Below are 19190 nucleotides of genomic sequence, written 5' to 3'. Positions count from 1 at the left end.
TGACTTCTTCCGAGAGGGGCGGGCCGGGCGGCGGGCCGAGTTTCGCCGGAACGAGCCTAACCCGGCGCCTCCGGCTTTCGCCGCCGCGTCGGCCGGGTGACATAGGCTCTGATTTCGTGTCAGCACCTGTGATCCGCGCGTCGGCCCTCGTCAAGAAGTACGGCGATCTCGCCGCCGTCGACGGCATCGATTTCGAGGTCGCCCCCGGCGAGAGCTTCGGCCTGCTCGGACCGAACGGCGCCGGCAAGTCGACGACGATGCGGATGGTCGGGGCGGTCTCGACGCGCACCAGCGGCGACCTGCAGATCCTGGGCCTCGACCCGAACGAGCACGGCCCCGAGATCCGCGCCCGGCTCGGGGTGGTGCCGCAGCAGGACAACCTCGACCACGACCTGCGGGTGCGCGACAACCTGCTCGTCTACGGCCGCTACTTCGGGCTGCCGCGCGCCGAGGTGGCGAAGCGCGCCGACGAGCTGCTCGCCTTCGCGCAGCTCACCGAGAAGGTCACCGCGAAGGTCGACGACCTCTCGGGCGGCATGAAGCGCCGCCTCACGATCGCGCGTTCGCTCATCAACGACCCGTCGATCCTGCTGCTGGATGAGCCGACAACGGGGCTTGACCCGCAGGCCCGGCACATCCTCTGGGACCGGCTGTTCCAGCTGAAGGAGCGCGGCACCACGCTGGTGCTCACCACGCATTACATGGATGAGGCCGAGCAGCTCTGCGATCGCCTCGTCGTGGTCGACCACGGTCGCATCATGGCCGAGGGCAGCCCGGCCGCGCTGATCCGCGAGCACTCCAGCCGCGAGGTGCTGGAGGTGCGCTTCGGCTCGCAGCGGAACGCGGAGGCGGCGACGAAGCTTGCGGGCATCGGCGACCGGATCGAGGTGCTGCCCGACCGCATCCTGATCTACTCCTCCAGCGGCGAGGAGGCCCTCGTCGAGCTGACGCACCGCGGTCTGGAGCCGATCACGAGCCTGGTGCGCCGGTCGAGCCTGGAGGACGTGTTCCTGCGCCTGACCGGGCGGAGCCTGATCGAATGACCACCATGACCGAGCAGGCGATCGCCTCGGCGGTGAAGCCGCGGCGCTTCGGCGCCTGGTACATCACCGAGCACAAGCTGCGGGCGATGCGCGCCTACCGTTGGACGATCGTCGCGACCGGGATCGGCACGCCCCTGTTCTACGTGTTCGCCTTCGGGGTGGGGCTCGCGGTGCTGGTGGGTGCCAACGCCGGCCCGAACGGCATCGACGGCGTCTCCTACCTCGTCTTCGTCGCGCCCGCGCTGATGGCGATGGCGGCGGTGCCGGTCGCGCTCGAAGAGTTCATGTTCGGCATCTTCGTCGGGTTCAAGTGGAGTCCGATCTTCACCGGCATGAACGCCGCCCCGATCACGGGACGCCAGATCATCGACGGCGTGTTCCTGTTCGTGACGATTCGCCTGGCGATGACGAGCACGCTCTACTACCTGGTGCTGCTGCTGTTCGGCGCGGTGCAGCTCGGGTGGAGTGTGCTGATCATCCCGGTGGCGATGCTCACCGGTCTCGCGTTCAGCCCGATCGCCGCGCTCACCGCCTCGTTCCGCGAGGACAGGAGCCAGTTCGCGATCATCCAGCGGGTGGTCATCATGCCGCTGACCCTGTTCAGCGGCACCGTCTTCCCGCTCACCCAGCTGCCGATCTTCCTGCAGTGGATCGGCTGGCTCTCGCCGCTGTGGCACGGCTCCGAGCTCGGCCGCGAGCTCAGCTACGGACCGAGCGAGCCGATTTGGCTGACCGCCACCCATCTGGCGTTCCTGTTCGCGATCGCGATCGCCGGCTGGCAGGCCTGCGTGCGGATCTCGGTGCGGAGGCTCGACAAGTGAGCGCCCTGACGAGGCCCCAGACGAAGCCCGGCGCGCGCGCTCTCTACGCGGGCAACGCCCGCTCGGTGATGGCGCGCGGCCTGCTCGCCACCCGCTCCACCAACTGGGTGATCGTGCTCTCGGGCGTCTTCGAGCCGATCTTCTACCTGCTGGCGCTCGGCATCGGCCTGGGCTCCTACATCGGCGATGTGACGGATGCGCAGGGCACCCCGGTCTCCTACGCCGCCTTCATCGCGCCCGCGCTGCTGGCCGTCGCGGCGATGAACGGAGCCGTGTACGACTCGACGTGGAACGTGTTCTTCAAGATGCACTTCGGCAAGCTGTATCAGGGCATGCTCGCCACCAGCCTCGGCCCGCTCGATGTGGCGCTCGGCGAGGTCGCGCTGGCGCTGCTGCGCGGCGCCGCCTACGGCACCGCGTTCCTGCTGGTGATGCAGGTGCTCGGGTTGAACCTGGCCTGGACGGCGATCCTCGCCCTGCCGGCGCTGCTGCTGATCGCGTTCGGCTTCGCGAGCCTCGGCATGGCGATCACGAGCTACCTGAAGACGTTCCAGCAGATGGACTGGGTGCAGTTCGCGCTGCTGCCGATGTTCCTGTTCTCGGCGACGTTCTTCCCGATCACGGTGTACCCGGAGGCGATCCAGTGGTTCATCATGGCGCTGCCGCTCTGGCACGGGGTCGAGCTGATCCGCGGGCTGACGACCGGTGCGATCGGGCCGGAGCTGCTCATCCATGTCGGGTACTACCTCGGCATGGTGGCGATCGGTCTGGTGTTCACGACGCGGCGACTGCGGGCCCTGTTCCTCGACTGAGGTTCACGGGCCCGAGCCGCCGCGCCGCAAGCGCGACCTAGGGGAGGGGCAGCGGCTCCTCGATGAGCGCGTCCTCGCCGACCTCATCCAGCGAGATGTCCTTCGTCTCCTTCGTGAGCAGCAGGGCGATGAGCGTGAGCCCGGCCGCACCGCTCAGGTAGACGCCGACCCAGAACGGGCTGCCGCCGCCCGCCGTCCACAGCGCCACGGCGATGAAGGGGGCGAGTGCGGCACCGATGATCGAGGCCACGTTGTAGGAGATCCCGGATCCGGTGTAGCGCACGCTGGTCGGGAACAGCTCGGGCAGCAGCGCCCCCATCGGCCCGAAGGTGGCGCCCATCAGGATGAAACCGACGATCAGCCAGGCCTGCACGCCGACGAAGCCGGCGGCGAGGAACGGCACCCAGAGCAGGCCGAACACGATGATCGCGACGGTCACGACGATGAGGGTGCGGCGGCGACCGAAGCGGTCGGCCCACGGTCCCGACACCAGCGTGAAGATGCCGAAGAACACGACGCCGACGATCATCATCAGCACGAAGCTGGTGTAGTCGTAGCCGAGGCCCGGCAGCCCCGCCTCGGGGGAGATCGGCGCGCGCCCGTAGCTGAGCGAGAACGTCGTCATCAGGTAGAACAGCACGTAGGTGGCGAGCATGATGAACGTGCCGAGCAGCAGCTCACGCCAGTGCGAGCGGAACACCGTCGCCAGCGGCAGGCGCTGCAGCGTGCCCGCCGCCTTGCTGCGCGAGAAGACGGCGCTCTCCACCAGGCGCAGACGCACCCAGAGGCCGACGACCACCATCACGGCGGAGAACAGGAACGGGATGCGCCATCCCCAGTCGAGGAACGCCTGCGAGGGCATGCTGGGGTCGCTCGAGGGCAGGATCGCGGCGATGATCAGGAACAGACCGTTCGCGAGAATGAAGCCGAGCGGAGCGCCCAGCTGAGGGAACGTGCCGTACCAGGCGCGCTTGCCCGCGGGGGCGTTCTCGGTCGCGACGAGGGCCGCGCCGCTCCACTCGCCGCCGAGAGCGAAGCCCTGGCCGATGCGAAGGATCACGAGCAGCAGCGGCGCGAACCAGCCGACCACCGCGTAGGTCGGCAGCACGCCGATCAGGAAGGTGGCGATGCCCATCGTCAGCAGCGCGCCGACGAGGGTCGCCTTGCGGCCGTGACGGTCGCCCAGGTGGCCGAAGACGATCGAGCCGAGCGGACGGGCCACCATCGCGGCCCCGAAGACGGCGAACGACGACAGCAGCGACGTGGTCGGGTCATCCGAGGGGAAGAACAGGTGCGGGAAGACGAGCACGGCCGCGGTGGCGTAGACGTAGAAGTCGTAGAACTCGATCGTGGTGCCGATGAGGCTGGCGAAGATGACCCGCGAGCGCGGGTTGGCGGGCGCAGACGGCGCCGTGGTGCTGGTCACTGTGAAGTACTCCGAGAGTTGTGCGGAACGCGTCAGACCAGTCGGAGTTCGCGGGGTGCGGCGGACGCTCCGTGGTGTGCGTCGTCGCAGGTGAGATTTGGGGCCGCTTCTGGCGGCCCCGTCGAGTGTACGCCGTTCCCCGCGCGGGTTCTTCGGCGTCGAACGGGTCAGCCGCGCAGCTCGCGCAGGGTCAGCGCCGTCGTGATCGCCGCATGTGCGGCCTCGGCGCCCTTGTCCTCCTTCGAGCCGGCAAGACCGGCGCGGTCGAGCCCCTGCTGCTCGTCGTCGAGGGTGAGCACGCCGAAGCCGACCGGCTTGCCGGTGTCGAGCGCGACCCGGGTGAGTCCGTCGGTGGCGGCGGCGCTCACGTACTCGAAGTGCGGGGTGCCGCCGCGGATGATCACGCCGAGGGCGACCACCGCATCCGCTCCCGCATCCAGCGCGACCTTCGCCGCGACCGGCAGCTCGAAGCTGCCCGGTACGCGCACCTCGGTGACGTCGGCGTTCGCGGCGACGAGCACGCGGTGGGCGCCCGCGAGCAGACCGTCGGCGATCGCGTGGTGCCACAGGCCCGAGACGATCGTGACCTTCAGCCCGGTGGCGTCGGGGATGGCGGAGGATTCGAGGGAGGGGGCGCCGTGTCCGGCCATGGTCAGTCCAATCCGTTCGGGAGGTGGGCGGGCAGCGAGTGGCCCATGCGGTCGCGCTTGGCGTCGAGGTAGCCCTCGTTGAATTCGCCGACGCCGACGACGAGCGGCACCAGTTCGGTGACCTCGACGCCGCGCTCGGCGAGCTGACGGGCCTTCTCCGGGTTGTTGCTGAGCAGGCGCACCGACTCGATGCCAAGGTCGTGCAGGATCGCGGTCGCGGCGCCGTAGTCGCGCGCATCCGCGGGAAGGCCGAGCGCGAGGTTGGCGTCGAGCGTGTCGAGGCCGCCTTCCTGCAGCTGGTAAGCCTTCAGCTTGTTGATCAGGCCGATGCCGCGACCCTCGTGTCCGCGCAGGTACACGACGACGCCGCCCTCGGCCTCGATGCGGTCGAGGGATGCCTGCAACTGCGGGCCGCACTCGCACTTGAGCGAGCCGAACGCCTCGCCGGTCAGGCACTCGGAGTGCAGACGCACGAGCGGCGGGGTGGGGCTGCCCGCCGGGTCGCCCGAGATCCAGGCGACGTGGTCGGCGCCGGTCGAGCGGTCGCGGTAGGCGCGCACCCGGAACGAGCCGTGGGTGGTCGGGATCGTCGTCTCCACCTCGAACTCGACGCGGGAGGTCTCCGGGATCTCGGGGATCGCCTCCGGGTCGCCCTCGCAGCGCTGCTCCTCCAGGAACCGGATCAGCTCCTCGATGGTGATCACGGGCACGCCCTCGCGCTCGCCGAGTCGGATCAGGTTCGGCAGGCGCATCATCTCGCCGTCCTCGTCGACGATCTCCGAGATCGCGCCGACGGGCCGCAGGCCGGCCAGTTTCATCAGGTCGACCGCCGCCTCGGTGTGGCCGTCGCGCTCGCGCACACCGCCGTCGACGGCGCGCAGCGGCAGGATGTGGCCGGGGCGCAGCACGCTGGCCGGCGTCGAATCCGGGTTCGCCAGCACGCGCAGCGTGTGGGCGCGGTCGCCCGCGCTGATGCCGGTGCTGAGGCGATCCGCCGCATCGACGCTCACCGTGTAGGCGGTGCCGCGGGGGTCCTCGTTCATGCTGACCATCGGAGGCAGGTTGAGCGCGTCGGCGATCTCGTTCGTCATCGGGGCGCAGATGAAGCCGGAGGAGTTCTTGACCATCCAGGCCACCCACTCCTGGCTCGCGCTCTCGGCGGCGAGGATGACGTCGCCCTCGTTCTCGCGGCCCTCATCGTCGGCGACGATGATCGGGCGGCCGGCGCGCAGCGCGGCCACCGCCTCGGGGATGCTTGCCAGGCTCATGCCGGCTCCTTCGATCGGAGGGACTCGACGGCGAGCAGGCGCTCGACGTGGCGAGCGAGGATGTCGCTCTCGAGATTGACGGGGGTGCCGGGCGTCGCGGCGCCGAGTGTGGTGGCGGTGAGGGTCTCCGGGATCAGGCTGACCTCGAACCACGGCTCCGGCTCGCCCGCGTCGCTCACGGCGCTGACGGTGAGCGAGATGCCATCGATCGCGATCGAGCCCTTGCGGGTGACGAGCGCCTCCAGCTCGGCGGGCAGGGCGACGCGCACGACGCTCCAGCGCTCACCGGGGGTGACGCTGAGCACCGTGCTGGTGGCATCCACGTGCCCTTGCACGATGTGGCCGCCGAGGCGCGAGTTGACCGCCGCGGCGCGCTCCAGGTTGACGCGCGAACCGGGGGCGATCCGCGACAGGGTGGTCTGGGCGATCGACTCGGCCATGACATCCGCGGTGAACCAGTCCGGCCCCTGATCGATGACGGTCAGGCACACGCCGCCGACGGCGATCGAGTCGCCGTGGCGCGCGTCGGAGGCGGCGAGCGGCGCCTTCACGGTGATCCGGGCGGCGTCGGCGCTCGGCTCCCAGGCGAGAACCTCGCCCTGCTCTTCGATGATTCCGGTGAACATGTCAGTGCTCCTTGGGGGTGGCCGCGTGAGGCGTGGCCGCTCGCGGCGCGGCCGAGATGAACAGGTCGTCGCCGAGCTGCTCGACGGTGGTGAGGTGCAGGCGGCGCGCGTCGCCGATGGTCGGGATGCCGAGGTCGCCGAGGGCGAGCTTGTCGCCGCCGAGCAGCGCCGGGGCGAGGTAGATCGAGAACTCGTCGGCGAGGTCGGCGGCGATCAGCGCGCTCGCGAGCGTCGGACCGCCCTCGACGTAGACGCGGCGGATGTCGCGCTCGTGCAGCTGGCGCAGCACCGCGTGCAGGTCGCGCGTGCCGGTCTCGAGCACCCCGGCGGGGTGGTCGTGCAGCTTCGCGGTGCTCGGGATGCGGCGCTCGCCGACCACGACCGGCAGCGGCTGATGCGCCAACAGCTCGCCTCCGTCGCCGCGGGCGGTGAGGCTCGGGTCGTCGGCGAGCACGGTGCCGGTGCCGACCAGAATGGCGTCGGAGGCGGCGCGCTCCTCGTGTACCCGCTGGCGGGCAGTCGTGCCGGTGATCCACTGGCTGCTGCCGTCCGCGGCGGCCGCGCGGCCATCCAAGGTCGACGCCCACTTGACCGTCACCCAGGGGCGGCCGCGGCGCACGGCGGTCAGCCACGGATGCAGCAGCGCCTCGCCCTCGGCCGTCCGCGGGCCGAGGGTTGCCGGCACGCCCGCCGCGGCGAGGTGGGCGGCCCCTCCGCTCGACGCGTCGCCCGGGTCGGGCACGGCGTAGTGCACGGCAGCGATGCCGGCGGCCAGCAGCGCCTCGCTGCACGGGCCGGTGCGACCGGTGTGGTTGCAGGGCTCCAGGGTGACGACGGCGGTGAGGCCGCGGGTCTCGATCCCGCGGGCCCGCGCATCGTACAGCGCCGCCACCTCGGCGTGCGGCGTGCCGGCGCCGCGGTGCCAGCCCTCGGCGACGATGGTGCCGCGGGAATCCAGGAGCACGCAGCCGACCTGCGGGTTCGGGCCGGTCGCGGGGCCGCGCCGCGCGAGCTCCAGGGCGCGACGCATGGCGGCGTCGGGCGTGGTGCCTGGGGCGCTCTCGGTGTTCCGCATCCGGTCCTCGGTCTGTTCTCAGACGGTTCCGGGGGTGCCGAGAGGTCGGCGGTTCGCGGGCGCGACGGGCGCACCTGCGAACTCGTGCATCCTCCCATCCGGACTTTCACCGTCGGTACTGGAGTTCCACCAGTTCGGCCCGCCGAGTTGCCTCGACGAGTTCGCGGACTTTGACCGCCGGCGCGGAATTTCACCGCCCCCGGAGCACGTGCTACGTGTTCACAGCCTACAACGCGGCCCTCGCGCGCCGCATTCCCGCGCGCCTCCCGCCCTATCGCCCGCGCCGCCGCCCCGCCGCCCCTGCCCGCGCCCCTGCACGTTTCTCCGGAGGCTTCGCGCGCATCCCCCGGACTTCCGGGCCAGTCGCCGCGCTGCGGGACGAAAACTCCGGAGAAACGACACACTGCGCGCGCCGCGCCGCGCCGCTCAGCGCTGGTGCGGGGAGGGGCTACGCGAGCAGTGCGGGCAGCTCCTCGAGCGAGCGGATGACGGGAACCCCCGCCGCGTCCGCTTCGGCCCGGTGCTCCGCCGTCGCGATGCCGGGGCGATCCAGCCACACGCCCAGCAGCCCCGCTCGCGCCGCCCCGATCGCGTCGGTGTGCAGCCGGTCGCCGATGTACGCCGCCCGCGCGGGCTCCACGCCGAACAGCTCGCACGCGTGCTCGAAGATCCGCGCGTCGGGCTTCGCGACGCCGACCGCCCCGCTGGCCACGAAGTGCTCGAACGCGCCGTCGAGACCGATCGCGCGCAACTTCGCTGTCTGGAACGGAACCTCGCCGTTGGTGATGATGCCGAGGCGCCGATCCGCGAGCTCCGCGAGGCAGGCATCCACGTCCTCGTGGCGGCTCCACGAGCGTTCATACTGCAGAAGGTATGCGTCGAACCAGGCGAGCGCGGCCTCGTCGTCGAGCATCACCCCGTGCGGCTCGAGGAAGCCGCGGGCGCGCGCTCGGCGCTGCTCGTGGAAGTCGATCTCACCCGAGAGGTACCGGTGGTAGTGCCGCTCCTCGAGGTCGTTCCAGCGGGTGAACTCGGCATCGGGCTCGGCGGCCGCGATCGCGTCGCCGAGCGTCGCACGGTGCGCGTGCAGGCCGAGCTCCACCGAGCGCCGGTGCGCGAAGAGGGTGTCGTCGAGGTCGAACAGGACGACCGAGACGGGTCCGCCGCTCACGCGGGCCACCCCGGTTTGAGGCTCCGGTCATCCGTCGCGGTGAGCACCGCGTGCCAGCCATCGGGGCGCGTCGTGCCGTCACGGAGCGGCATGCTGAGCGGGGCGCTGCCGGTGAAGGTGAAGCCGGCGGCGCGTGCGGTGCGCGCCGAAGCGTCGTTGCCGATGACGCACTCCCAGCCGACCGCATCCGCATGGCCCTCGCGGAACACCCAGTCGACGACCGCGGTGAGCGCTTCGCTCATGATCCCGCGTCCGCGGTGGGGAGCACCCAGCCAGTAGCCGATCATCGAACCGGGTCGGCGCCAGCCGATCACGCCGAGCAGCTCGCCTTCGCGGTGCGCATCGCCCGCGGCGCCACGAATCGCCCAGGTGCACTCCTCGTCGGACTCCCAGCCGCTGGGCACGTACTCGCGCACGAACCCCTCGGCGTGCTCGCGCCGGTACGGCCACGGCGTCGTCACGAAACGTTCGAAAAGCGGATCCTGGCAGTGCTCCGTGATCGCGTCGACATCACCTTCGCCCGGCTGATTCAGCAGGAGCCGGGCGGTGGTGAGCTCGACCGGCGTCATGCGCGGCGCAGGAACCCGATCGCGTCATAGACGCGCGACAGCGTCGCGTCGGCGATCGCCTCGGCGCGCTCGGCGTTGCCGGCGAGCACGCGGTCGAGCTCGGCGGGGTCGTCGAGCAGCTCCAGCGTGCGGGTGCGGATCGGGTCGAACGCGGCCACGACGGCTTCGGCCGTTGCACCCTTCAGGTCGCCGTAGCCCTTGCCGTCGAACTCGCTCTCCAGCGAGGCGATGCTCGAGCCGCCGAGCACCGAGAGCAGCGTCAGCAGGTTGGAGACGCCCGGCTTCTCGGTGGGGTCGAAGCGGATCTCGCGGTCGGCATCCGTGACCGCCGACTTGATCTTCTTGGTGAGCGCCTTCGGCTCGTCGAGCAGCCACAGGATGCCCTGCGGGCTCTCGCCCGACTTCGACATCTTCGAGCCCGGGTTCTGCAGGTCGTAGACCTTCGCCGTCTCCTTGAGGATCGACACCTCCGGCACCGCGAAGGTCTTTCCGAAGCGCGAGTTGAAGCGCTGCGCGAGGTCGCGGGTGAGCTCGATGTGCTGGCGCTGGTCTTCGCCGACCGGCACCACGGCGGCGTCGTAGAGGAGGATGTCGGCCGCCTGCAGGATCGGGTAGGTGAAGAGGCCGACGCTGGCCGCATCCGTGCCCTGCTTCTGCGACTTGTCCTTGAACTGGGTCATGCGGCTGGCCTCGCCGAAGCCGGTGATGGTGTTCAGCACCCAGGCGAGCTCGGCGTGCGCGGCGACGTGCGACTGCACGAACAGCGTGGATGCGCTGGGGTCGATCCCGGCGGCGATGTACTGCGCCGCGGTGCGCCGGGTCTGCTCGCGCAGGGCGGCCGGGTCCTGCGGCACGGTGATCGCGTGCAGGTCGACGACGCAGAAGACGGCGTCGTGGGTGGTCTGCAGCTGCTTCCACTGCAGGAGCGCTCCGATGTAGTTGCCCGCGTGAAGCGAGTCGGCGGAGGGCTGCATGCCGGAGAACAGACGCGGAAGGCTCATCCCCCCATCCTCCCATCCCCCGCGAGCGCTACCGAAACTCACGAGCGCCACCGGATCTCCGGTAGCGCTCGCAAGTTTGGGTAGCGCTCGGCGGGGGGCGGGCGGAGCCCGCTAGAGGGCGTAGTCGACGACGACGGGGGCGTGGTCGGACCAGCGGGTGTCGTAGGCGGAGGCGCGGTCGATCTCGTAGGCGACGGCCGCCTCCGCCAGCGCGGGTGTGGCGAGCTGGTAGTCGATCCGCCAGCCGGTGTCGGTGTCGAACGCCTTGCCGCGCTGCGACCACCAGGTGTACGGGCCCGGCACCTCCGGGTGGAACCGGCGGTGCACGTCGACCCAGCCGAGCCCGGCACCGCGGTTGTAGTCGGCGTCGCCTTCGGCGCCGAGGAAGCGGTCGAAGTAGGCGCGCTCCTCGGGAAGGAATCCGGCGTTCTTGAGATTGCCCTTCCAGTTCTTGATGTCGAGCGTGCGGTGCCCGACGTTCAGGTCGCCGACGATCACCGAGCGGGGGTTGTGCGCCGCGAGCTGCGGGAGGCGCTCGGACATCGCGTCGAGGAACTTGTACTTCTCGACCTGCTTCGGGGTGTCGACGGCGCCCGCGTGCACATACGTCGAGACGACGGTGACCAGCGTGCCGTCGACGTCGAAGTCGGCCTCCAGCCAGCGTCCCGCCGAGTCGAAGTCGTCGGCGCCGAAGCTCACCCGGTGGATGTCGGCGGCGCGCCGACTGGCGATCGCGACTCCCGCGCGACCCTTCGCCGTGGCGGCATCGTGCAGCACGTTCCACTCCGGGCCCAGCAGCTCGGTGATGTGCTCGGTCTCGGCCCGCACCTCCTGCAGGGCGAGGATGTCGACGTCGCGGGCGGCGAGCCAGTCGCCCATGCCCTTTCGGTAGGCGGCGCGAATTCCGTTGACGTTGACTGAGGCGAGGCGAAGCGGTTGAGGCATGCCTCCGAGCCTAGTTCTGCTCGCTGACCTGCCGACGGCTCCGACGCCGCGCCAGCCAGCGCACCGCGCGCGGGAGAGCCGCCTCCAGCTCGGCGCGCACCTCCTCCTCGATCTCGAGACGCAGTCGCGCCTCCAGCTCGCGTCGCTCGCGCTCGCCGACCGGGTCGAGCGGCACGCCGTCGTCGGTCGCCGTGACGACGAGCCAGGCGGCGGCGATGAGGATCACCTGGCAGATCAGGTTGAACCAGATCAGCAGACCGATGATGACGGCGAAGGAGGCCAGCAGCGGGTTCGAGGATGCCCCGCCGAGCAGTGTCGTTCCCAGGATCTTCAGCACCGCGAGGCCGGCCGCCCCGAGCAGGGCGCCCTGCATGAGCGGACGCGGCGGGATCTTCACGCCGGCGAGGATGCGGTACAGCGTCGCGAGGATGGCCGCGTCGAGGGCGAACATCAGCGTCAGGCCGATGATGCGGGCCGCGATCGCGGCGATCCGCGAGTCGGTATCGACGCCGATCGCCGGGAAGATCCATTCCAGGGCCTGGGTGCTGGCGAACAGCAGCGCCGCCGAGAGCAGCACCGCGGCGCCGAAGGCGAGGGCGAGCCCCAGGTCGCGCAGTTTGAGCAGCAGGAAGTTCGCCGGGGGCGAGGGCAGCTGCGCGATCTCGCGCACGGCGTTGCGGGCGGAGCCGAGCCACGCGACCGCAGTGAACAGCGCGCCGACCAGCGCGAGGGCGCCGGTCCAGCCGATCGCGGCCGCGTCAAGCAGTTCGTCGGGGTCGATCGCGCCGCCGTCGCCGAGGTCGAGAAGTCCCGGCACGGAGAGCCGGATCACGCGGAACAGTGAATCGCGCAGTTCGGCATCGGCGCCCAGCACGAGTCCGATGATCGAGAACCCGACCCAGACGGCGGCGAACACCGAGAAGATCGCCTGGAAGGAGAGCCCGTTCGCCAGGAGCGCCCCGCGCTGCTCGCCGAAGTGCTGGAGCACCCGAACCGGCTTCCACCCCTGCGCTGTCTCGGCGAGAGCCTTCGCGCGCTCAAGCGTTCGCTGCCCCCAGGCTTTGACGCGGTGGGGGAGCCCGGCCTCAGCCGCATCCTCCGAATCGGTCATGCCTCGACCCTATCGAGGGCCGTCGGCGGTGCGCCGGAGCCTCTCCGTTTCCCCGGTGTTCGCAAATTGAGGATGTTTTTTCGCGGACTGCCGTCATATCCTGCTGGGAGGCCCGTCTCTCTGGGTATGGAGATGCAAGGGAACCGTCGTCACGGCGATCTTGCGTGTGTTCCATTCCCGGGAGGCTTCAGAGGGGCCGGGGGAGTGGTTCAGGGGGATGAACAGCCACAACGCGAAGGCATTGACTTCGGACGGCGAGTGCATCGAGCGAGCGCGCGCGGGGGACACGAGCGCGTTCGCCGAACTGTGGCGCCGTCACTACCGTTCTGCTGTTCGCGTCGCCCGCCAGTTCACGTCGATCGACGCCGATGACCTCGTCTCTGAGGCTTATGTGCGCATCTATCAACGTGTTCTGGCGGGTGGCGGACCGACCGGGGCGTTCCGGCCGTACCTGTACACGACGATTCGGAACCTCGCGAGCAGCTGGGGGGCAGCGTCGCGAGATGTTCAGGTCGACGTGATCGAGGACTTCCAGGACGAGCGGATTCCCGAAGACCCGACGGTGTGGGCGCTTGATCGCACGTTGACGGCGACGGCATTCCGAGCACTTCCGGAGCGCTGGCAGACGGTGCTCTGGTACACCGAGGTCGAAGGCATGGACCCGCACGAGGTCGCCCCGATCATGGGGATGAGCCCGAACGGGGTCGCGGCGCTGTCGTATCGGGCCCGTGAGGGCCTGCGCAAGGCCTGGCTGCAGGCGCACATCAGCGATGAGGGGCTCTCGGACGAGTGCCGTTGGGCGATGGCGCGGCTCGGCGAGAACGCGCGCAACGGCTTGGGCAAGCGCGAGAAGTCACGATTGGATGCCCACCTGCCCGGCTGCACCCGCTGCTCGATCGTGGCCGACGAGGTCGACGAGGTCGGCTCGCGGCTCGCGCTGGTGCTCCTGCCGATGATGCTCGGCGGCGTGGCTGGCGGCTCGCTGCTTGCCGCGTTGGCCTCCAACTCCGCGCCCGTCACCGACCTGGCGATTCCGCCGATGCCGGAGGCGGTGGACGCGGTCGTGCAGTCGTCTCTCGCGGCCGCGCCGGTGGTCGGCGGTGTGGCTCTGGGAGCCAGCGCCACCGCGGGTCCCGGCGTGCTCGTCGGGGGAATCGCGGTCGTCGCGGTGCTGGGCGGCGGGCTGGTGCTCTCGGGCTCCACGCCGACCGACCCGGACCCGGAGCCGCCCACCTCGAGCTCGTCCGCCGACGCGACGACACCGGCCCCCGGGGAGGACATCCTGGCGTCTCTGGACGTCGAGGAGCCGGAGGAGGAGCCGGTCGACCCGAGCGACATCGGGACCGACAAGACCGCCGACGGCGGCCTCACACAGACCGTCGAGGGCGTCGTGGGCGGAGTCGGCGGTGTCGTCGGTGACGTGGTCGGCGGCGTCGGCGAGGTCGTCGGCGGGGTCGGCGACGTCGTCGGCGAGGTCGTGACGGCCGATGTCACTCTGAACCTGTCCGGCACTGCAACCCCGGGCGCCACGGTCTCGCTAACGGCGGCGGGCAGCATCCTCGCCACGACGACGGTCGCCGCCAATGGCACCTTCCAGCTCTCGGTGAGCGGACTTCCCGGCGACACGGCCGGTCTCACGCTGTCGCAGAGCGTCGACCGCGGCTACCTGGAGTCGCTGCTCGGGTCGCAGGGCATCCTGGGCAGCCTGCTGCGTCCGCTCGACTCGCTGGTGAACGACCTGATCGCACCGCTGCGGCTGAGCTCCACCCCGGCGCTGCCGGTCACGCTGCAGACCAGCTGACCTGCGAAATCTTCTCAGAGAACCGGCGTCATAGCCGGGCCGGTCTCCGGTCTCTTCCACGGAAGGCCGTTTCGGCCTTCGCCTCCGGATCCCTACGGGGGCGCAACGGAGTGGCCGGTCTCGCAGCAATCCCAGCAGCTGCGGACCGGTCCCTCTGCGCGGATGCGCGGGCGGGCTATGCCTTGCCGCGCAGGACCGCCTGCTTGACCTCGGCGATCGCCTTGGTCACCTCGATGCCGCGCGGGCACGCCTCCGAGCAGTTGAAGGTCGTGCGGCAGCGCCACACGCCCTCCTTGTCGTTGAGGATGTCGAGGCGCACCTGCGACCCCTCGTCACGGCTGTCAAAGATGAAGCGGTGCGCGTTGACGATCGCGGCGGGGCCGAAGTACTGGCCATCCGTCCAGAACACCGGGCAGGAGCTCGTGCACGCGGCGCACAGGATGCACTTGGTCGTGTCGTCGAAGCGCTCGCGCTGGGCGACCGACTGGATGCGCTCCTTGCCGCCCTTCGGCTTCGAGTCGGCGATGAGGAACGGCTGGATCTGCTTGTACGACTCGAAGAACGGCTCCATGTCGACGATGAGGTCCTTCTCGAGCGGAAGGCCCTTGATCGCCTCGACGTAGATCGGCTGCGAGATGTCGAGATCCTTGATCAGCGTCTTGCAGGCCAGCCGGTTGCGGCCGTTGATCCGCATCGCGTCGGAGCCGCAGATCCCGTGCGCGCAGGAGCGGCGGAAGGTGAGCGTGCCGTCCTGCTCCCACTTGATCTTGTGCAGCGCATCCAGCACACGATCGGTGGGGAACATCTCGACGTCGAAGTCCTGCCAGATCGGCTCGTCCATCGTCTCCGGGTCGAAGCGGCGGATGATCAGCGTGACCGTGAACGACTGGATGGGCGCCTCGGGAGCGGGCGCGGGAGCCTCGGCGGTTGCGCTGGCCATCAGTACTTCCTCTCCATGGGCTGGTAGTTGGTGATGACCACCGGTTTCCAGTCGAGCGTGATGTGGTCCGAGGCGTCGGGCGAGTGCGGGTCGCCGGTGAGGTACGCCATCGTGTGCTTCATGTAGGTGGCGTCGTCGCGATCCGGGTAGTCGTCGCGCATGTGCCCGCCGCGGCTCTCCTTGCGGTTGCGCGCCGAGTACACGACGACCTCCGCCAGGTCGAGCAGGAAGCCCAGCTCGATCGCCTCGAGCAGGTCGGTGTTGAAGCGCCGGCCCTTGTCGTGGATGCCGATGTTCTTGTAGCGCTCGCGCAGCTCGAAGATCGTGTGGGTGACCTTCTCGAGCGACTCGTCGGTGCGGAACACCTGCGCGTTCTTGTCCATCTCGTCCTGCAGCTCCTTGCGGATCGCCGCGATCCGCTCGGTGCCGGTCGAGTTGCGCAGCTGCTCGACGAGGTCGGTCACGAAGTGCGCCGGGTTCTCCGGCAGCGGCACGAACTCGGCGGTCTTCGCGTACTCGACGGCGTAGTTGCCGGCGCGCTTGCCGAAGACGTTGATGTCGAGCAGCGAGTTGGTGCCGAGGCGGTTCGAGCCGTGCACCGAGACGCAGGCGCACTCGCCGGCGGCGTAGAGGCCGGGCACGACGGTGTCGTTGTCGCTGAGCACCTCGGCCTTGATGTTGGTCGGGATGCCGCCCATCGCGTAGTGCGCGGTCGGCATGACCGGCACCGGCTCGTGCACCGGGTCGACGCCGAGGTAGGTGCGGGCGAACTCGGTGATGTCGGGGAGCTTCGTCTCGAGGACCTCGGCGCCCAGGTGGGTGCAGTCCAGCAGCACGTAGTCCTTGTGCGGGCCGGCGCCGCGACCCTCCGCGACCTCCTGCACCATGCAGCGCGAGACGATGTCGCGAGGCGCGAGGTCCTTGATGGTGGGGGCGTAGCGCTCCATGAAGCGCTCACCGGAGGCGTTGCGCAGGATCGCGCCCTCGCCGCGGGCGCCCTCCGTGAGCAGGATGCCGAGGCCGGCCAGGCCGGTCGGGTGGAACTGGAAGAACTCCATGTCCTCCAGCGGCAGACCCTTGCGCCAGATGATCCCGACGCCGTCACCGGTGAGGGTGTGCGCGTTCGAGGTGGTCTTGTAGATCTTGCCGAAGCCGCCGGTGGCGAAGACGATCGACTTCGCCTGGAAGACGTGGATCTCGCCGGTCGCGAGCTCGTAGGCGACGACACCGGCGGGCTTGCCGTCGTTCATCACCAGGTCGAGCGCGTAGTACTCGTTGAAGAAGTTGACGCCGAGCTTGACGCAGTTCTGGAACAGCGTCTGCAGGATCATGTGGCCGGTGCGGTCGGCGGCGTAGCAGGCGCGGCGCACCGGCGCCTTGCCGTGGTCGCGCGTGTGACCGCCGAAGCGCCGCTGGTCGATCTTGCCCTCGGGCGTGCGGTTGAACGGCAGACCCATGTTCTCGAGGTCGAGAACCGCGTCGATCGCCTCCTTGGCGAGCACCTCGGCCGCGTCCTGGTCGACGAGGTAGTCGCCGCCCTTCACGGTGTCGAAGGTGTGCCACTCCCAGCTGTCCTCCTCGACGTTGGCGAGGGCGGCGGCCATGCCGCCCTGGGCCGCGCCGGTGTGCGAGCGGGTCGGGTAGAGCTTGGTGATGACCGCCGTCTTGGCCTTCGGTCCGGCCTCGATGGCGGCGCGCATCCCGGCGCCTCCGGCACCGATGATGACGACGTCGAACTGGTGGTAGTGGACGCCGTCAATGACGTCACCGTCGGTGAACTCCATGTCTTACTGTGCCTCGCAGAGCTCTTGGAGACCGGTCGACGCGGGGTCGCCGATGCAGGGATCGAAGGTGGTCAGCACGAGCGTGCCGAGAACGAGCAGCACGATCGTCGAGACGAGCAGCGCGCCGAGCAGGACCTTCCGCAGGCGGCCGTGCGCGTAGTCGTTGACGAGGGTGCGCATGCCGTTGGAGCCGTGGATCAGCGCCAGCCAGAGCAGCAGCAGATCCCAGACGATCCAGAACGGATCCGCGAGCTTGCCGGCGACGAAGGCGAAGTCGATCGCCTTGACGCCCTCGCCGAGGAACAGGTTGACGAGCAGGTGGCCGAAGATCAGCACGACGAGCAGCACGCCCGAGACGCGCATGTACAGCCAGCCCCACTTCTCCCAGTTGATGCCGCGCCGGGCCGGGCGGGTGTTGGGCAGAGGAACCGTGGTCATCACTCGCCTCCGAACACGTGCATCAGGTGGCGGGGGGCGAAGCCGACGAGCAGCAGCACCCACAGTGCGATGACGATCCAGAACATCAGGCGCTGGTGGCGGGTGCCCCAGGAGAAGAAGTCGATCGCGATGATGCGCAGGCCGTTCAGCGCGTGCAGGCCGATCGCGGCGACGAGTCCCAGCTCACCGAGCCCCATGATGGGCGTCTTGTAGGCGCCGATCACCGCGTCATAGGCGTGCGGGTCGATCCGGATCAGCGCCGTGTCGAGGATGTGCACCAGCAGGAAGAAGAAGATCGCGGTCCCGGTGATGCGGTGCAGCACCCACGACCACATTCCTTCGCGTCCGCGATACAGCGTCCCAGCAGGACGTCGCGGGGCGGGAACGGGGACAGTGGGAGCCGCCGCGGGACGCGCAGCGGAACTCGACACGGACTCCTCCTCGGGGTCTCCGTCGCGGTCGACGGGTGGCACGCCGGTCGCATTGCTTCGGACACGACCAGTCTAGTGCGCTCGCACCGGCAGCCGCTTCTGAGGTGGACCTTACTTTGTCTTGATGTCGAGAGATGTGGCGGCGCCGCGGCGCGCCGCGATCACCTCGTCGTAGTGGCCGAGCAGCTCGTCGCACAGCCGGCTCCAGGTGCGGCCGATGACCTTGCGTCGCCCGGCCTCGCCGAAGCGCGCTCGCAGCGCCGCGTCGGCGATCAGGGGGTGCACCGCCGCGGCGAGAGCCCCGTCCACCGCCGGGTCGTAGAGCAGCCCGTCGACGCGGTGCTCGATCAGGTCGATCGGGCCCCCGGCGCGCGGCGCCACCACGGCGAGGCCGCTCGCGTGGGCCTCCTGCAGCGTCTGGCCGAAGGTCTCTTCGGTGCCGGTGTGCACGAAGACATCGAAGCTCGCGTAGGCGGCCGACAGCTCTTCGCCGCGCAGCTCGCCGAGATAGGTCACCGGCATCCCGTCAAGCGCGCGGCGGACGCTCGGCATCGCCGGGCCGCCGCCGACGATCACGATGCGGATGCCGGGGATGCCCGCCAGTTCGGCGAGCCGTTCGAGGCTCTTCTCCGGGGCGATGCGCCCCACGTAGCCGAGGATGACCTCGCCGTTCGGGGCGAGCTCGGCGCGCAGCTCGCGGGCGCGGGCGGTGAAGCGGTGCCCCGGGTGGTAGCGGTCGGTGTCGACGCCGCGCCCCCAGCGCTCCAGTCGAGGCACGCCCGCCTCCTCGAGCGCGGCGATCGCCGTCGAGGACGGGGCAAGGGTCAGGTCGGCGCCTTCGTGGATCCAGCGCACGATCCGCCAGGCGAAGTTGGAGGCGACGGCCAGTCGGTTGCGGCGTGCATAGCCGGAGACATCCGTCTGATAGATCGCCACGGTCGGCACGTCGAGGCGGTTGGCCGCCGCGATCGACTGGGCGCCGAGCAGGAACGGTGAGGCGACGTGCACCACGTCGGGGCGGAAGCGCGTCAGCAGTCCGCTGATCTGGGAGTTGGGCAGCCCCACCGGGAACTGCCGGTAGGCGAGGGCGGGAACCTCGTGCACGGGGAAGCCGGCGAACTGCCGCGGCGACCCTGCCGCCGGCACGATCAGCATCGCCTGGTCCCCACGATCGGCGAGGTGCTCCAGCAGCTTGATGACGCTCGTCGTCACGCCGTTGAGGGTCGGAAGGAAGCTCTCGCTGACGACCGCGACTCGACGTCCCATGATCCACCTCCC

19 protein-coding genes and 1 riboswitch are annotated in these 19190 nt (G+C 70.0%); of the genes, 4 read left to right on the top strand and 15 right to left on the bottom strand.

Annotated elements, in window-relative coordinates:
* The first annotated feature begins 116 nt into the window (after window positions 1–116).
* From ACR3ZA_RS05605 to ACR3ZA_RS05595, 3 genes are read left to right on the top strand one after another with little or no spacing between them, the layout of a single operon-like run.
* On the top strand, window positions 117–1043 hold the full coding sequence (locus ACR3ZA_RS05605; protein WP_473660960.1) for an ATP-binding cassette domain-containing protein: 927 nt from the start codon (window positions 117–119) through the stop codon (window positions 1041–1043).
* A complete protein-coding gene (locus ACR3ZA_RS05600; RefSeq protein WP_473660958.1) occupies window positions 1040–1864 on the top strand; it encodes an ABC transporter permease in 825 nt (274 codons plus the stop codon). Before ACR3ZA_RS05605 ends, ACR3ZA_RS05600 begins: the two co-directional genes overlap by 4 nt.
* A complete protein-coding gene (locus tag ACR3ZA_RS05595) occupies window positions 1861–2676 on the top strand; it encodes an ABC transporter permease (protein ID WP_473660956.1) in 816 nt (271 codons plus the stop codon). Before ACR3ZA_RS05600 ends, ACR3ZA_RS05595 begins: the two co-directional genes overlap by 4 nt.
* Window positions 2677–2713: 37 nt before the next feature.
* On the opposite strand, the gene ACR3ZA_RS05590 is transcribed toward ACR3ZA_RS05595, so the two are convergent.
* From ACR3ZA_RS05590 to ACR3ZA_RS05545, 10 genes are all read right to left on the bottom strand, one after another.
* Window positions 2714–4102 carry an MFS transporter gene (locus ACR3ZA_RS05590; protein WP_473660955.1) on the bottom strand — a complete coding sequence of 463 codons (1389 nt, stop codon included), beginning with the start codon at window positions 4100–4102 and terminating at the stop codon, window positions 2714–2716.
* Between the two features lie 167 nt (window positions 4103–4269).
* The gene (ribH, locus tag ACR3ZA_RS05585) at window positions 4270–4752 is read right to left on the bottom strand and encodes a 6,7-dimethyl-8-ribityllumazine synthase (protein WP_473660952.1); all 483 of its coding nucleotides are present in this window, start codon (window positions 4750–4752) and stop codon (window positions 4270–4272) included.
* Window positions 4753–4754: 2 nt separating this feature from the next.
* Window positions 4755–6020 carry a GTP cyclohydrolase II gene (gene ribA / locus ACR3ZA_RS05580; protein ID WP_473660950.1) on the bottom strand — a complete coding sequence of 422 codons (1266 nt, stop codon included), beginning with the start codon at window positions 6018–6020 and terminating at the stop codon, window positions 4755–4757.
* A complete protein-coding gene (locus ACR3ZA_RS05575; RefSeq protein ID WP_473660948.1) occupies window positions 6017–6646 on the bottom strand; it encodes a riboflavin synthase in 630 nt (209 codons plus the stop codon). The genes ribA and ACR3ZA_RS05575 overlap by 4 nt, the downstream gene beginning before the upstream one ends.
* A 1-nt stretch (window position 6647) precedes the next feature.
* The gene (gene ribD / locus ACR3ZA_RS05570; RefSeq protein WP_473660946.1) at window positions 6648–7721 is read right to left on the bottom strand and encodes a bifunctional diaminohydroxyphosphoribosylaminopyrimidine deaminase/5-amino-6-(5-phosphoribosylamino)uracil reductase RibD; all 1074 of its coding nucleotides are present in this window, start codon (window positions 7719–7721) and stop codon (window positions 6648–6650) included.
* A gap of 81 nt (window positions 7722–7802) precedes the next feature.
* A riboswitch (FMN riboswitch) is annotated at window positions 7803–7932 on the bottom strand.
* Between the two features lie 237 nt (window positions 7933–8169).
* Complete coding sequence (locus ACR3ZA_RS05565; protein WP_473660944.1) at window positions 8170–8892, bottom strand: HAD-IA family hydrolase; 723 nt, start codon at window positions 8890–8892, stop codon at window positions 8170–8172.
* Window positions 8889–9461 (bottom strand): GNAT family N-acetyltransferase, encoded by a 573-nt coding sequence (locus ACR3ZA_RS05560; RefSeq protein ID WP_473660942.1) that lies wholly within the window; start codon window positions 9459–9461, stop codon window positions 8889–8891. The genes ACR3ZA_RS05565 and ACR3ZA_RS05560 overlap by 4 nt, the downstream gene beginning before the upstream one ends.
* Entirely contained in the window at window positions 9458–10462 is a 1005-nt protein-coding gene (gene trpS, locus ACR3ZA_RS05555) for a tryptophan--tRNA ligase (protein ID WP_473660940.1), read from the bottom strand. The genes ACR3ZA_RS05560 and trpS overlap by 4 nt, the downstream gene beginning before the upstream one ends.
* A 111-nt stretch (window positions 10463–10573) precedes the next feature.
* Window positions 10574–11407: an exodeoxyribonuclease III gene (locus tag ACR3ZA_RS05550; protein ID WP_473660938.1), complete on the bottom strand. Its 834-nt coding sequence runs from the start codon at window positions 11405–11407 to the stop codon at window positions 10574–10576.
* 10 nt (window positions 11408–11417) lie between these two features.
* Window positions 11418–12518: a YhjD/YihY/BrkB family envelope integrity protein gene (locus ACR3ZA_RS05545; RefSeq protein ID WP_473660936.1), complete on the bottom strand. Its 1101-nt coding sequence runs from the start codon at window positions 12516–12518 to the stop codon at window positions 11418–11420.
* Window positions 12519–12735: 217 nt separating this feature from the next.
* On the opposite strand from ACR3ZA_RS05545, the gene ACR3ZA_RS05540 reads away from it, so the two are divergent.
* Window positions 12736–14319: a sigma-70 family RNA polymerase sigma factor gene (locus tag ACR3ZA_RS05540; protein ID WP_473660934.1), complete on the top strand. Its 1584-nt coding sequence runs from the start codon at window positions 12736–12738 to the stop codon at window positions 14317–14319.
* A 175-nt stretch (window positions 14320–14494) separates the two neighbouring features.
* On the opposite strand, the gene ACR3ZA_RS05535 is transcribed toward ACR3ZA_RS05540, so the two are convergent.
* The 5 genes from ACR3ZA_RS05535 to ACR3ZA_RS05515 all read right to left on the bottom strand — a co-directional run bounded on the left by ACR3ZA_RS05535 (window position 14495) and on the right by ACR3ZA_RS05515 (window position 19178).
* Entirely contained in the window at window positions 14495–15259 is a 765-nt protein-coding gene (locus ACR3ZA_RS05535) for a succinate dehydrogenase iron-sulfur subunit (RefSeq protein WP_473660932.1), read from the bottom strand.
* A complete protein-coding gene (gene sdhA / locus ACR3ZA_RS05530) occupies window positions 15259–17043 on the bottom strand; it encodes a succinate dehydrogenase flavoprotein subunit (RefSeq protein ID WP_473660930.1) in 1785 nt (594 codons plus the stop codon). The genes ACR3ZA_RS05535 and sdhA overlap by 1 nt, the downstream gene beginning before the upstream one ends.
* Before the next feature lie 3 nt (window positions 17044–17046).
* Window positions 17047–17481: a succinate dehydrogenase/fumarate reductase transmembrane subunit gene (locus ACR3ZA_RS05525; RefSeq protein ID WP_473660927.1), complete on the bottom strand. Its 435-nt coding sequence runs from the start codon at window positions 17479–17481 to the stop codon at window positions 17047–17049.
* On the bottom strand, window positions 17481–17816 hold the full coding sequence (gene sdhC / locus ACR3ZA_RS05520) for a succinate dehydrogenase, cytochrome b556 subunit (RefSeq protein ID WP_473662283.1): 336 nt from the start codon (window positions 17814–17816) through the stop codon (window positions 17481–17483). Before sdhC ends, ACR3ZA_RS05525 begins: the two co-directional genes overlap by 1 nt.
* Window positions 17817–18023: 207 nt before the next feature.
* Window positions 18024–19178: a glycosyltransferase gene (locus ACR3ZA_RS05515; RefSeq protein ID WP_473660925.1), complete on the bottom strand. Its 1155-nt coding sequence runs from the start codon at window positions 19176–19178 to the stop codon at window positions 18024–18026.
* Window positions 19179–19190: the final 12 nt, after the last annotated feature.

The organism is Herbiconiux sp. J20-20, from assembly GCF_057365085.1.
The sequence above is the reverse complement of the archived record's forward strand: the minus strand, read 5'-3'. Positions and strand labels throughout refer to the sequence as shown.